Genomic DNA, 14,348 nt, shown 5'->3' on the forward strand with positions numbered 1-14,348 from the left:
TCATGTCTACGCATAACTCCTGGCAGCCGCTGGGCCCTGCAATTCTGTTTGCGCCGGCCGATCGGCCAGAGCGATTCGGCAAAGCTGCTGACCGCGCCGACATGGTGATTCTGGATCTGGAGGACGGCTGTCGCGCAGAAAACCGTGAGGCTGCCCGCGAGGCTATCGTCTCCTGTGACCTCGATCCGGCCCGCACCATTGTGCGTGTCAATCCACCGGAGGTTGAGGACTACGCAGCGGATATTGACATGCTGCGTGGCACCGCTTTCCGCCAGGTGATGCTGCCCAAGGCTTCCTCGGCGCAGCAAGTGGATGAGTTGGTAGCGGCACTGGGGGAGAAGACCCAGGTCATTGCCCTTATCGAAACTCCGCTTGGGGTCATGCGCGCCGAAGAGCTGGCGCAGGCCGATGGCGTCGTTGCGCTGTTCTGGGGCGCAGAGGACCTGGTGGCGGGCTTGGCGGGAACGTCATCACGCTTTAGCGAAGCAGAGGCTGCACTCGCGCCGGGCCGTATCTATGCGGGCAGCTACCGCAGTGTGGCGGTACATACCCGCAGCCACGTTCACCTGGCGGCAGCGGCGCACGGTAAGGCCAGTCTGGATTCCATCTACGTCAATATCTCCGACGCGGATGGGCTAGCTGCGGAGGCAGCCGATGCCGCTGCGTTGGGATTCGCTGCCACCGTCTGTATTCACCCAGGTCAGGTCCCGACAATCCGCCAGGCTTATCGCCCTAGCGACGAGGAGATTGACTGGGCGCGTCGGCTCTTGGCGGAAGCGGAAAAGAACACCGGTGCCTTCAGTTTAGACGGCCAGATGGTGGATGCGCCGCTCTTCCGTCAAGCAGAAGCCATTGCTCGGCGAGCCGCTGTAACCGGTTAGTCCCACAGCCGGTAACTACCACTGATTTATCCCCCCTAAAGAACACAATTCCCTCTCACACTCCGCACTATGCGGAGTCACTTAAACCAAGGAGATCTCCCCATGACCGCGACATTGAAGAACCACGCAGAACAGCGCACTGCTGATCCTTCGAAGCTGCCGGAGGGCTTCACCACTGTGCCGGCACCATACGGCAAGGATGTTGTCGATGCCGATGGCAACAAGATGAGCCACGTGTTCGGCGCCGGTGTCGAGCAAGGTGCCGCTCCACTTCGCGATGAGACTCTCGGTGAGAACCTGCGTGCGATTGTGGAGAAATTCCCGTCTCGCGACGCCGTCGTTGACGTCTACGCGGATGTCTCCTTTACCTTTGAGCGTTTCTACAACCGAGTTCTGCGTCTGGCCAGCGCTTTCATCCGTGAGGGCTACCGTCCAGGAGATCGTATCGGCATTTGGTCCACCAACCGCTGGGAGTGGACCGTGGTGCAGTACGCCTGCCACCACATCGGCCTGGTGCTGGTCAACATCAACCCGGCTTACCGCCAGCACGAGCTGAACTACGTGTTGGAAAAGGCAGGTGTGCGTATGGTGTTTGCCGCCCGCCGCTACAAGGACTCCGATTACCGAACCATGCTGATCGAGGCCTCCAAGCAGCGCGGTGTGCGCCTGGACAAGGTCATCTACTTCGGCTCCTCCGAGTGGTACGAGCACATGCACAGCGAAATCGATGACCTGAGCGAGTACACCTCCCAGCTGAAGCCGGATGATCCGATCAACATCCAGTTCACCTCGGGCACGACAGGCTTTCCCAAGGGCGCTACGCTGACGCACCGCAACCTGCTGAACAATGGTTACTTCATCGGTGAGCTGTTGGGCTACACCGAGGCCGACCGCATCTGTGTGCCGGTGCCGTTCTTCCACACCTTCGGCATGGTGATTGGCACCTTCGCTGCCTTCACCCACGGTGCCGCTATTGTCATTCCGGCTCCGTCGTTTAAGGCGCGTGAAACGCTCAAGGCTGTGCACTCGGCTAAGGCCACCAGCCTCTACGGCGTGCCGACGATGTTCATCAATGAGCTTGAAGAAGCCCACGACCAGGAGGAATACGGCTCCCCTTACGACCTGTCGCTGCTGCGCACAGGTGTGATGGCAGGTACCTCGTGCCCGTCGAAGACCATGCGTGATGTGATGGACAAGCTCAATATGCGTGAGATTGCCATCTGTTACGGCATGACCGAGACTTCGCCGGTGTCCTTCCAGACCCGCGCGGATTCCCCGCTGGAAAAGCGCGTCAACACCGTCGGGCAGATCATGCCGCACCTGGAAGCCCGCATCATCTGTGAAGAAACCGGCGAGACCCTACCACGAGGTGAACAGGGCGAGGTCGTCGTCCGTGGATACTCCGTGATGAAGGAGTACTGGGAGCACCCGGAAAAGACTGCCGAGGCCATCGACGCCGACGGCTGGATGCACACCGGCGACTTGGGTGTGCTTGACGACGAGGGCTACCTGTCCATCACCGGACGTATCAAGGACATGCTCATCCGCGGTGGTGAGAACATCTACCCGCGCGAGATTGAAGAGTTCCTGTTCGCTCACCCGGCTGTTGTCGATGCACAGGTCATCGGCGTGCCGGATGACAAGTATGGCGAAGAAATCATGGCATGGGTAATTCTGCACGACGATGTGGAAGACCTCACCGCTGAGGACGTGGCGGCCTTTGCCCACGGAAAGCTGTCGCGTCACAAGATTCCGCGCTACGTCCACGTCGTCGAGGAGTTTCCGATGACCGCGTCGGGCAAGGTTCGCAAGGTTGAGATGCGTGAGATGGCTCCGCGAATCCTGGGCTGGGTGTAGAACAATGTCAAAAACAACTGATCAGACCGGTCGCGAGCTTGTCGCAGGCCTCGTCACTGATGGAATGACCCTGGCAGTCGGCGGTTTCGGCCTTTGCGGTGTGCCATATACCCTCATCGAGGGCGTGCGCGACTCCGGGGCAAAAGACCTCACCATCGTGTCCAACAACATGGGCATTGACGGTACTGGGCTCGGCATTCTGCTGGAGAACAAGCAGGTGGCAAAGGTAGTGGCCTCCTACGTCGGCGAGAACAAGGAGTTTGCTCGCCAGTACCTCGAAGGAGAAATCGAGGTGGAGTTCACCCCACAGGGCACTCTGGCAGAGCGTCTTCGCGCAGGTGGCGCAGGTATTCCCGCGTTCTACACCGCAACCGGCGTCGGCACGCTCGTTGCAGAGGGCAAGCCCCACGCCGACTTCGACGGACAGACCTACGTGCAGGAGCGTGGCATCGTTGCCGACATCGGCCTGGTGCACGCCTACCACGGCGATATTGACGGCAACCTTGTCTATCGCCGGACCGCGCAGAACTTCAACCCGCTGTGCGCAGCATCCGGCAAGGTGACCGTTGCAGAGGTGGAGTACTTGCTTGGCCGCGGCGAGATCGACCCGGATCTGGTGATGACTCCGGGTGTGTATATCCAGCACATCGTTCGCGGTGACGGACGCGAGAAGCTCATTGAAAAGCGCACAACTCGGCCACGCAATACCGATTCCAGCCACGATGCCGGTGACGCGGCAGCAGGGGAGGAGATTTAAATGGCACCTGCGAAGACAATTATGGACAAGGGCTGGAGCCGTGACGAGATGGCACAGCAGGCCGCTGAAGAGCTGCGCGATGGCGACTATGTGAATCTGGGTATCGGCATTCCGACACTGGTGGCAAACCATATTCCCGAAGGCGTGCGCGTTCTGCTGCAGAGTGAAAACGGAATTCTGGGAATGGGTGCCTTCCCATATGAAGGCGAAGAGGATGCTGACCTCATCAATGCGGGGAAGCAGACCGTGACATTGGTGCCGGGCGCGGCAATCTTCGACTCCGCCACCAGTTTCGGCATGATTCGCGGCGGTGCCGTGAAAATGGCCGTGTTGGGTGCGATGGAGGTGAGCCAGTGCGGTGACCTGGCCAATTGGATGATTCCGGGAAAGATGGTCAAGGGCATGGGCGGTGCGATGGACTTGGTCGCCGGTACCCCTCGAGTGGTGGTTTTGACCGATCATGTTTCCAAAGATGGCAAACCAAAATTGGTAAAAGCCTGCGAACTGCCCCTCACAGGTGCAAAAGTAGTGAAAAGGATTATTAGCAACCTGGGAAGCTTCGATGTCGCTGATGATCACCTGGTGCTACGCAGGCTGGCACCTGGGGTGACGCTGGCAGATATCGAGGCCAACACCGAAGCCGCATACGTGGTTGACCTCGAGAATTAAATACGCAGCAATCATGGTCAGTCCACACTCATCAGTTTTGACTTAGGAGAATCCATCCATGAGTAACCTTCCAGCTCCCAGCCCGAATGATGTCGTTATCCTCGCTGGTGCCCGCACCCCGCAGGGCAAGCTGCTCGGTCAGCTGGCACCGCTTACTTCCGTCGAACTTGGCGCTCATGCTGTCAAGCACGCTGTCCAGCGTTCCGGTGTTGCCCCGGAAGAGGTTCAGCACGTCGTTCTGGGCCAGGTGATTCTCGCAGGTGCTGGCCAGAACCCGGCTCGACAGGTCGCCATTAAGGCGGGTCTGCCATGGAATACGACTGCTGAGATCGTTAACAAGGTCTGCCTCTCGGGCCTAAACGCTGTCATTCACGCCGCTCGCTTGATTCGTCTCGGTGATGCAGACGTCGTTGTTGCAGGTGGTCAGGAGTCCATGACGCACGCTCCGCACGTTGCACGCGGTGTTCGTCAGGGCAAGTCCTTCGGTGCGCTGAAGCTGGAGGACACCTTGGAGCGCGACGGTCTGGTCGACTCCTTCGATGGTGTGTCCATGGGTACGCTTACCGACGGTCCGAACAGCGACCTCGGCATTAGCCGCGAGCAGCAGGACGAGGTTGCGGCCGCTTCTCACCAGCGTGCGGCTAAGGCGCAGGAAGACGGTGTTTTCGCGCAGGAAATCGCTCCAATCGAGATTCCGCAGCGCAAGGGTGACCCGGTAGTTGTCGACACCGACCAGGGCATTCGCCCGGAGACCACGGTGGAGACCCTGGCTAAGCTGCGCCCGGTCTTCCTGAAGGAAAACGGCACCATCACTGCCGGTAACTCCTCGCCGATTTCCGACGGTGCCGCAGCAGTTGTGCTGGCATCGCGTGCTTACGCAGAAAAGCACGGACTGGACTACCTCGCAGTTGTGGGCAAGGCTGGCCAGACCGCAGGTCCGGATAACTCCCTGCACGCTCAGCCTGCGGACTCTTTGAAGGAGGCCCTGCGTCGCGCTGAGTGGGACGCGCAGGAGCTCGACTTCATCGAGATCAACGAGGCATTTGGTGCGGTGGCCGTCAAGTCCCTGCGTGAGCTGGACTACCCGCTGGAGAAGACCAACATCCACGGTGGCGCGATTGCCCTCGGCCATCCGATTGGCTGCTCTGGTGCCCGCCTGACTCTGACCGCTGCGATGGAGCTGAACCGTCGCGGTTCGGGTCGCGCTGGTGTGTCCCTGTGCGGTGGCGGCGGTCAGGGCGATGCGCTGCTGCTGTACCGCGACTAATCGCGAAAGGCTGAAAAACTCAGCAAGCCCGCGTTGTGGTTTCCACTCTATGGATGCCACAACGCGGGTTTTGTTGTCTCCTGGGGGAGCCCCTGCGCGAAGGTGATTCGAGTTTTCAATTAGGTTAGGAGCTATGACAGGCTTTAGCTCCCTCGATGGTGAACAGACCTTCCCTTGGCTTCCCTCTGGCCCGGCGCTACTCTTCGCCCCGGCTGACCGTCCGGAACGTTTCCAGAAAGCTGCTGAACGATCGGACATGGTCATCATTGACCTGGAAGACGGCGCTGCCGTTGACAATCACGAGCAGGCACGTGCGAACATCATCAACAATCCGCTCGACCCGGAGACGACTATTCTTCGGATCACCGGTCCCGGGACTCCGACCTTCGCGGAGGATGTCGCCTTTGCCCGTGCATGTGATTACGACATCGTCATGGTGCCCAAGATTCGAGACTCCATCCCCGCAGAGCTCGAGGGGTTGAAGATCATCGCGATGATTGAAACCCCGCAGGCCATGATTAATATCCAGCAGATTGCCACGCACCCGGACGTTGTGGGTCTGTTCTGGGGTGCCGAAGACCTGACCGCCGAACTCGGCGGGGTGTCCTCGCGGCAGAGTGTGGATGAAAACCCACGTCGCCACTACCGAGACCCGCAGCGTCTGGCGCGAGCACTTGTTCAGGTCCATGCAGCTGCAGCGGGCATTGCCGCCATTGATGCCATTCACGCTGATTTCCGGGATGAGCGTGGCCAGTATCTCGAGGCACTCGACGCAGTGGGGTGCGGATTCCTGGCTACTGCCTGTATTCACCCGGCGATGGTGCCACCGGTGCGTAAGGCATACAAGCCGTCGGACGCAACGCTGGCCCGCGCCCGGGAGATTGTCAAGCACGCTGGAACGCATACCGGCGCCTTCCAGCTCGATGGTGAAATGATTGACGCGCCCGTCGTAAAGCAAGCCGTGGCAGCGCTCGCGCGAGCGGGAATTACGGAGTAACTAGCGGCGAGATTTCGCCAGGTTCTCGGTGACCTTCCGATCGATGCGGCCGAAGTTGTAGTACGCCGCACAAGCGCCTTCGGGGGAGACCATGCAGGTGCCGATGGGGGTCGCCGGGGTGCAGGCAGTGCCGAAGACCGCGCACTGCCAGGGCTTGATGTGGCCGGTGAGCACAGAACCGCATTCGCAGGTCACGGGATCTGGGATACGGCGCCCCGGCACCTGGAAACGACGCTCGGCGTCGAATGCCGCGTATTCCTCAGAGATGCCGAGGCCGGAGTTTTCAATCCAGCCGAGGCCACGCCACTCGAAGGTGTCGCGGAGAGAAAAGACGCGGTCCATAAGTTTCTGCGCGGTGGTGTTGCCGGAGGAGCGAACGACGCGCGCGTACTGGTTGTCCACCCGCGACTTACCGGCAGCAACGTCGCCGCTGACGAATTGATCCAGCAGCATGACGACGGCCTGGAGCACATCCAATGGCTCAAAACCGGTGACCGCCACTGGCAGATTAAACTCGCGCGGCAGGAACTCAAAGGCGTCCGTGCCGGTGGTTGTAGCCACGTGACCTGGGCCGATGAAACCATCGACCTTGGTTTCGCCGCCGTTGACGATGGCGCGCAGTGGCGGCTCGATGAGTACGTGGTTGGAAAATACGGAGAAGTTTTCCACCCCCTGCCGGCGCGCGGCCTCAACGGTCACGGCAGTCGACGGGGCGGTTGTCTCAAACCCGACGGCGAAGAAAACGACCTGCTTATCGGGGTTATCGGTGGCAATCTTCAGCGCGTCGAGAGGCGAGTAGACAAAGCGCACATTGGCGCCGCGCGCACGTGCCTGCATCAGCGACGTTTCGGACCCCGGAACACGCATCATGTCGCCGAAGGTCGTGAAAATGACGTCTTCTTGCTGTGCCAGCCAAATGGCATCGTCGACGCGGCCCATGGGGATGACGCAGACGGGGCAGCCGGGCCCGTGGATCAGCTCGATGTTCTCGGGTAGGAGGTTTTCCAAGCCGTAACGGTAAATGGTGTGCGTGTGCCCGCCACAGACTTCCATCAGCGCGATGGGCTTTTCCAGCTTGGTGGCCTCGCGTTCAATGCGTGCGAGCAGCTTCTTCGCAGCGGCGGGGTCGCGGAATTCGTCAACGTATTTCATGGTGCCGTCCAGCCCCTCAGTTGATCTGTGACGATGAGAAGGATTCCAGCTCATCCTCGTAAGTGTCGCCGCCTAGCTGTTTGATTTGCTGGAGCGAAAGTCTGGCTTCTTCCTCGTCGATCTTGCTCATGGCGAAACCGACATGTACGAGAACCCAGTCACCGGCGGTGAGGTTCTCGTCAACAAGTAAATCGGTGGAAATCATGCGTGCGACGCCACCAATTTCCACTGTTGCACGGGCAGCATCGTGGACTTCTGTGATGACGGCAGGGACACCAAGACACATACGCTTCTCCTCGTTTGCAATACTTATCGAGACTACCATCAGAGGCAGCGAACCTCGTTTTCGAAGGACGAGTGACGCAAGCAGTTTTGTCCGCCACCAGCTGTGAAGTTAGGGATAGTGAGCATGCAGCCGAAGAATCGTCTGAACACCAACGAAGCCAAGGTAAACACCAATATTGGTCGCGTTCGGGCACGTCCGTTCAGGCTTCTCGACGATTACGTCACCTTGCAACACGGCTCCGGTGGAAAGGCCTCCGCAGCTCTGGTTGAACAGGTCTTTTTCGACGCCTATGGCAATGAAATTTTAGGGCAGGGTGGCGACTCCGGGCTGTTCGCTGCCGAAGCCGTCGTCGAGGCTGCGGCAGCTTCTGCACATGGTGGGGCGCGGTTGGCAATGTCCACCGACTCCTATGTGGTCAATCCCATCGAGTTCCCGGGCGGCGACATCGGGGATTTGGCCGTCAACGGCACGATTAACGATCTGGCGGTAGCTGGAGCCAGGCCCCTGGCGCTGACCGCATCGTTCATTCTGGAAGAGGGGCTGGAGATTGCGACTCTGCGCCGCATTGTGGCGAGTATGCGCGTCGCTGCCGATGCCGCAGGGGTGAGCATCGTCGCCGGCGACACCAAGGTTGTGCCGAAGGGCGCAGGTGACCAGGTCTACATCACCACGGCCGGGATGGGCGTGGTCCGCGGCGACTACGCCGGTGCCGCTACGAAAGGATCTGTCTACGCAAACATCGAGGCCGGAGACCGCATCCTCGTCTCCGGTCCAATCGCCGATCACGGCATGGCCGTCATGCTCGCCCGCGGCGACTTGGCTCTGGCCGCGCCTATCGAGTCCGATACCCGTGCCGTCAACGGCCTGGTCGAGGCACTACTTGAAGCTGCCCCCGGCACTCGCTGGATGCGCGATGCCACTCGTGGCGGCCTCGGCACGGTCGCCAACGAGCTCGCCCGTGGCACCGGTCTTGGTGTCGTACTTGACGACGATTCCATTGCGGTCCGTGAAATGACCCGTGGCGCCTGTGACATGCTCGGCATAGATCCGCTCTACGTCGCCAATGAAGGCACCTTCGTCGCCGTTGTCCCCGCCGGGCAATCCGAGGCAGCGCTCAGTGCGCTCCACGCAGCCGGGGCTTCCGAGGCTTGTGATATCGGCTCCATCGAGGACGAGCCCGCCGCTTCCGTGGTACTGGTCACCGGATTCGGTGGCACCCGCATGGTGGACATGTTGGTCGGCGACCCGCTGCCGCGCATCTGCTAGACATCCATGCCCGTTGCCGCCAGCAGGCGGCCGGCCACCGCCTGACCAAGACTCAATCCGCCATCGCCCGGCGGCACAATTTGATGCTGCAACAGAGTAATGCCCTCAGCTGCAACTTCGCGCCGCAGCAGCTCCATCAACAGCGCATTATTCGCGCAACCCCCGCTGACGCCGACAACATCGGTGCCGGCTTCCTCCGCAGCCTGCACCAATCGCTTGCCGACGACACCCGCGACCCCACCGTGAAACACAAATGCGGCCTGCTCAGCGTCAGGCGAAGCTACCGCTTCCCGAATGACGTCCTGGAAGGGCACTGGCTTGGTCTCTGAACTGACCGCTCCAAGCGCTTCCGCATGTGACCTCACGTAGCGAGTCGCCGCTGCCTCCAACACCATGGCCGCTTGCGCCTCGTAGCTGATGGCTCCGCCACCGCGCCAGCGAGGAAGCAGCAGTGCTGCGGCGGCATCGAATATGCGGCCGAGAGATGAAGTTTGCACTGTGCCAACTCCCGTCGCCAACTGGCTTTTAACCAGGGCTACTTCGCGCTCGTTGGAGAGGTTGCGCACAAGGTGGTCGTCGTTAAGCTCCCATGCGTGAGTGAGACCGAGGGCGAGCCGCCACGGGTGTGTGACGGCGCGATCTCCGCCGACCAACGGGAAAGTGGGGCAGTGCCAGGTGCGTTCCCAGTTTGCGGAACTGCGACTGAGCGTGAGGATCTCGCCGCCCCAGATGGTGCCATCAGTGCCGTAGCCGGTGCCGTCGAGGGTGGCGACGACGGCGCGACCCGCATTGGGGGAGAGGAGACGGTGCTCCGCGAGTAGGGAGAGCGCGTGTGCGAAGTGGTGCTGAACTGCGAGGAGTTCGATGTCGTGCTCGGCGGCGAAGCGTTCGGCGAAGGCGGTAGTGGCGTAGCCCGGATGAAGATCGCAGACGACAAGATCCGGGGTCGCATCGCGCATGGAAAGGAGCTGGTCAACTGCTCTCTGGTAGGCCTTCTGGCTGGCCCACGAACCCATGTCGCCAATGTGCGCGGAGACGTGAGCGAGGTCCCCATGCGCGATAGCGAAAGTGTTCTTCAGCTCTCCGCCGGTCGCGAAAATGGTGGGTTGGGACGTGTTCCGGGCGCTGGTGCCAGGGCCAGTGTCAGTGCCAGGGCCAGGGCCAGTGTGGCTACGAGAATCGGTGGGCGTGATTGAAACGGGGACGGGAGCGAAGCCGCGGGACCGGCGTGATGGGGCGGTGCCGATGAAAACCGAATCTTCAACGGGTACGTGGATTTCGCGGTCGTGGAGGATGAAAGCGTCGGCGATGTGACCGAGTTTCTTCAGCGCATCGACATTGTCGGTACACACGGGCTCGCCACTGAGGTTGCCGCTGGTGACCACGAGCGGGCGATCGCAAAGCAGCAGGTGAATGCCTGAGTACGGAAGCATAATCCCGAAGCTGTCGAGGCCCGGTGCGATGAGATTGGAAAGCGGCCCCGACCGCTGCTTCGGTGCAATCACAATCGGTGCCTCAGGGGAGTCGAGGAAACGCTTCTCCTGCTCAGTTAACTCAACCAGTTGGGCAGCAGTGTCAACAGTGGGGGCCATTACCGCCAACGGTTTGTCGGGTCGACGTTTGCGCATCCGTAGTTTCTCGCAGGCAGCGTCATTGGTGGCATCGCAGACCAGGTGAAAACCACCAATACCTTTGACGGCGAGCAGGGCGCCGTCGTCAAGCAGTGCGTGTGCGCGACGAAAGAGCGCGAGAACCTCCTCGCGGGAGGTGGCGGTGGTGGTGCCGCCTGCATCGTGCCAGCTCAGACGCGGGCCACAGTCGAAGCAGCTGATTGGCTGAGCGTGATAGCGGCGGTCGGTGGGGTCGGTGTACTCGCGCTCGCACGGGGTGCACATCGGAAAGGCCGCCATAGTGGTGCGCGGGCGGTCGTAGGGCAGTTCAGTGATGATGGACAGGCGCGGTCCGCAGTTGGTGCAGGAGATGAAAGGGTAGAGGTAGCGCGGGTTGGTAGGGTCGAAAAACTCACGGCGGCAGTCCGGGCACAGTGCAGTGTCGGGCGGAAGCAGTGCGCGGCCGGAGTAGCTGTGGCGAGAGGGCACGATGGTGAACTCGCGCTCATGGCCCAGTGTCGCGATGTGCTCGGCGGAGTGATTGATGATGCGGGCAAGCGCCGGCAGTTCGGTGAAAAGCTGGCTGCGGAAGGCAGCGAGGGCGTCCGACGTGCCTTCTACCTCGATGAATACGCCCTGCTCATCGTTGCCACAGAAGCCGACGAGACCCGCGCGCCGGGCGATGGTGGCGACAAAAGGGCGGAATCCGACCCCCTGGACGATACCTTCGATACGCCAGCGAATGCGTTGAATGCTCGTACCCATCCCCGCCCCGGTCGCGCCTGCCTTTTCCATGCATTCAACTTTACGTAAGCGGCTCGGGTCCGTTCGCACTGCTAGTTTGGAGATTGTGCACGAAGTAGCGTTGAGCATGCAGTTAGCGAAGGTTGTCACGAGAGCAGCCGAAGGTCGAACTGTACGCACTGTGCACCTGCGGATAGGCGCTCTACGGCAGGTTGTGCCAGAAACCCTTTCATACGCGTGGGATTTCGTCAGTCGCGATACCGGTTTGGGGGACGCGAAATTGGATATTGACTGGGTACCTGCGGTTGTCGAATGCGCGCACGGGCATCGCGAACAGGTGGGGCCACTCGACGGCCTGCTGTGCCCCACGTGTGGAAAGCCGGGACGCGTAATCTCGGGGGAAGAGTTCACAATCGTCGACATCGACGTCGACACGCACAAGTAGGAAAGACGGTTTTATCATGGGACGTTTCCACCGGCATGACGGCGATGACGCACACCACCATCACCACCATCATCATGACCACGACCATGACCACCATCACGGCCATGACCACGTTCATCTCGCCGATCCCGATGACACTAGCCACGGCGACCACTCGGGTTATGAAACCGGCGTGGAACGCGTGACCATCCTCGAGGACATCTTCAGCGAGAACGACCACCGCGCGGAGCATAATCGCGAGCTGCTTGCTGAGCATGGCGTGGAAGCCATCAACCTGATGAGCTCCCCGGGTTCAGGCAAGACTGCGCTGTTGGAGAAGACACTGGCGGCTGCGCAGGGAAAGCTGCGCGTCGGCATTATCGAGGGCGATATTGAGACGGCTCTCGATGCCGACCGCCTGGAGGGTTATGGGGCACAGATTTCGCTGCTGAACACGGGCAACGGATTCGGTGGTGAATGCCACTTGGACGCCCCGATGGTCTCCCGCGCGCTCGAGGGGCTGGATCTGTCCACGCTTGACCTGGTCATGATTGAAAATGTGGGAAACCTTGTCTGTCCGGCTGAGTTTGAGGTCGGTGAGACTCGCAAGGCAATGGTCTACTCCATCACCGAGGGGGAGGATAAGCCGGTCAAGTACCCGGTGATGTTCCGCTCTGTACAGGTGGTGGTTATCAACAAGATGGACCTTGCCCCGTACCTTGACTTCGACATGGAGCTCTTCCGCGCCAACCTGGAAAAGGTCAATCCAGGCGTGAAGGTGATTGAGGTCTCCGCTAAGACCGGGGAGGGCATCGACGAATGGCTCCGTTGGGTCAACCCTGCGCTGGTTGATTAAGCGCGCGCCGGGGCCGTCGTGAAGCAATGGGGGCGTCACGGCATGCTTGACGACGGCCCCGTTACCCCCCCCTCGCTTCGCTCCACCTTAGTGGGGGATAGGTGATATCCCGCTGTAATCTGCGGCGGTTTTTCACGTTCACTACCTGTACCTGGAGCTATATTTACGCAACATTTATCTTGCATATTATTTTGTTATAACCGCAGCGCAGCACCATTATTCAGGTTGTTCTTAGGTCGCTATACTTGGCCATGTATAGGCAATGGGCCTTGGTAGTTGTAAAACCTCGAAACCAATATTCCTAATAACTAAGCAGAAGGCGCAGCGAAAAAATGATTAGTGGCGCGAATTGGCAGGAAGGGACCCTCGGCGAAAACCTCGCTAGAGCTGGTGTCTCACGGCGCAGTTTCATGAAGTTTTGTGGCACTATGGCGGCAATTTTTGCCGCCGGAACTCCGAATGTCGGTGAGGCTGCGGCGCAGTCACTGACTCCCTCGGCGGAGGAAATCGCAGATAAGCTCTCGGCTGTAAAGAAGCCGAAGGTGGCTTGGCTGCAGTTGCAGGAATGTACCGGATGTATGGAATCCGTATTGCGTTCCGGAGGCACCACTGCTGAAGATGTGGTGCTGAACCTGGTTTCGATGGACTACAACGAGCTGCTCATGGCACCGTCCGGGCATGCGGCTGAAAAGGCTTTGGACGACATGAATGCCGAGGATCACATTCTGGTGGTCAATGGCTCGATTCCGACCGGCGAGAACGGTGCGTACTGCACCATTGGCGGTAAGTCGGCAGAACAGGTGCTGCTCGAGGCCGCTGAGAAGGCCACGGCAATCCTGGCCGTTGGTGCCTGCGCAGTCTGGGGTTCTGTCCAGGCTGCTAAGCCGAATCCGACCGGTGCCAAGGGTGTCGATGAGATTATCAAGGACAAGCCGGTGATTAACGTCTCTGGTTGTCCGCCGATTGGTGAGGTGATTACGGCCACCCTGACGTACGTACTCACTTATGGCAAGACACCGGAGGTCGACGCTGAGGGGCGGCCAAAGTTTGCCTATGACCAGCGTATTCACGACTCCTGCCCGCGTCGTGCGCATTACGATGCCGGTCAGTTCGTGAAAACCTTCGACGACGAAGGCGCACGAAACGGCTGGTGCCTTTACGAGGTCGGCTGTAAGGGGCCATCCACGTTTAGCCCATGCCCAATCGTGCAGTGGAACCTTAAGTCCGGTTGGCCAATTGGTGCTGGTCACCCATGTATTGGCTGTACTGAGAAGGACTTCTTCGACCAGTTCACTCCGTTCTACGACAAGCTGCCGGGAATCCCGGGTATTGGAGTGGAGTCCAGCGTGAACACGGTCGGCGTTGGACTGCTGGCTGCCACTGCCGCAGGTGCCGCGGTCCATGGCGGACTCACACTGGTGAAGGAACTGAAGATAAGGCGCTCCAACGGCGAAGAAAAGGTGTTGGCTGCGTTTGGTGGTGTGGAAGGCCGGAAGCCACCGATGGTCGACCTTCCTTCAAACGCACCAGGCACGCAGAGCGAGACAGCATCCGATTCGAAGGACAACTAAGGGGGCATAGG

13 protein-coding genes are annotated in these 14,348 nt (G+C 60.2%); 10 read left to right on the top strand and 3 right to left on the bottom strand.

From position 1 onward, the window contains the following. Positions 1–2: 2 nt before the first annotated feature. The 6 genes from QKE19_RS06590 (at position 3) to QKE19_RS06615 (ending at position 6,428) form a co-directional block, all read left to right on the top strand. The gene (locus QKE19_RS06590) at positions 3–881 is read left to right on the top strand and encodes a CoA ester lyase (RefSeq protein ID WP_069359444.1); all 879 of its coding nucleotides are present in this window, start codon (positions 3–5) and stop codon (positions 879–881) included. A gap of 102 nt (positions 882–983) precedes the next feature. After that, entirely contained in the window at positions 984–2,738 is a 1,755-nt protein-coding gene (locus QKE19_RS06595) for an AMP-binding protein (RefSeq protein WP_070601221.1), read from the top strand. Positions 2,739–2,742: 4 nt separating this feature from the next. Next, entirely contained in the window at positions 2,743–3,495 is a 753-nt protein-coding gene (locus tag QKE19_RS06600; RefSeq protein ID WP_016422175.1) for a CoA transferase subunit A, read from the top strand. Beyond that, positions 3,496–4,164, top strand: coding sequence for a CoA transferase subunit B (locus QKE19_RS06605; RefSeq protein ID WP_005509864.1), 669 nt, complete (start codon positions 3,496–3,498; stop codon positions 4,162–4,164). A gap of 58 nt (positions 4,165–4,222) precedes the next feature. Beyond that, positions 4,223–5,431, top strand: a complete 1,209-nt coding sequence (locus QKE19_RS06610) for an acetyl-CoA C-acetyltransferase (protein WP_347890658.1) — start codon at positions 4,223–4,225, stop codon at positions 5,429–5,431. 133 nt (positions 5,432–5,564) lie between these two features. Then, positions 5,565–6,428: a CoA ester lyase gene (locus tag QKE19_RS06615; protein WP_016422177.1), complete on the top strand. Its 864-nt coding sequence runs from the start codon at positions 5,565–5,567 to the stop codon at positions 6,426–6,428. On the opposite strand, the gene hypD is transcribed toward QKE19_RS06615, so the two are convergent. Further along, positions 6,429–7,580 (bottom strand): hydrogenase formation protein HypD, encoded by a 1,152-nt coding sequence (hypD, locus tag QKE19_RS06620; protein ID WP_049172770.1) that lies wholly within the window; start codon positions 7,578–7,580, stop codon positions 6,429–6,431. A gap of 16 nt (positions 7,581–7,596) precedes the next feature. After that, a complete protein-coding gene (locus tag QKE19_RS06625; RefSeq protein ID WP_049172773.1) occupies positions 7,597–7,866 on the bottom strand; it encodes a HypC/HybG/HupF family hydrogenase formation chaperone in 270 nt (89 codons plus the stop codon). A 123-nt stretch (positions 7,867–7,989) separates the two neighbouring features. Here QKE19_RS06625 and hypE point away from each other — a divergent pair, with 123 nt between their 5' ends. After that, the gene (gene hypE, locus QKE19_RS06630) at positions 7,990–9,132 is read left to right on the top strand and encodes a hydrogenase expression/formation protein HypE (RefSeq protein WP_049172775.1); all 1,143 of its coding nucleotides are present in this window, start codon (positions 7,990–7,992) and stop codon (positions 9,130–9,132) included. On the opposite strand, the gene QKE19_RS06635 is transcribed toward hypE, so the two are convergent. After that, positions 9,129–11,537: a carbamoyltransferase HypF gene (locus QKE19_RS06635; protein ID WP_347890659.1), complete on the bottom strand. Its 2,409-nt coding sequence runs from the start codon at positions 11,535–11,537 to the stop codon at positions 9,129–9,131. The genes hypE and QKE19_RS06635 overlap by 4 nt on opposite strands. A gap of 76 nt (positions 11,538–11,613) precedes the next feature. Here QKE19_RS06635 and QKE19_RS06640 point away from each other — a divergent pair, with 76 nt between their 5' ends. The 3 genes from QKE19_RS06640 to QKE19_RS06650 all read left to right on the top strand — a co-directional run bounded on the left by QKE19_RS06640 (position 11,614) and on the right by QKE19_RS06650 (position 14,337). Further along, complete coding sequence (locus tag QKE19_RS06640) at positions 11,614–11,931, top strand: hydrogenase maturation nickel metallochaperone HypA (protein ID WP_081636710.1); 318 nt, start codon at positions 11,614–11,616, stop codon at positions 11,929–11,931. Positions 11,932–11,947: 16 nt separating this feature from the next. Further along, positions 11,948–12,766, top strand: a complete 819-nt coding sequence (hypB, locus tag QKE19_RS06645) for a hydrogenase nickel incorporation protein HypB (protein ID WP_049193294.1) — start codon at positions 11,948–11,950, stop codon at positions 12,764–12,766. Positions 12,767–13,098: 332 nt separating this feature from the next. After that, positions 13,099–14,337 (top strand): hydrogenase small subunit, encoded by a 1,239-nt coding sequence (locus tag QKE19_RS06650; protein WP_016422185.1) that lies wholly within the window; start codon positions 13,099–13,101, stop codon positions 14,335–14,337. The last annotated feature ends 11 nt before the right edge of the window (positions 14,338–14,348 follow it).

The sequence above is a fragment of the Corynebacterium sp. c8Ua_99 genome (assembly GCF_039907185.1).
GTDB classification, from domain to species: domain Bacteria; phylum Actinomycetota; class Actinomycetes; order Mycobacteriales; family Mycobacteriaceae; genus Corynebacterium; species Corynebacterium jeikeium_D.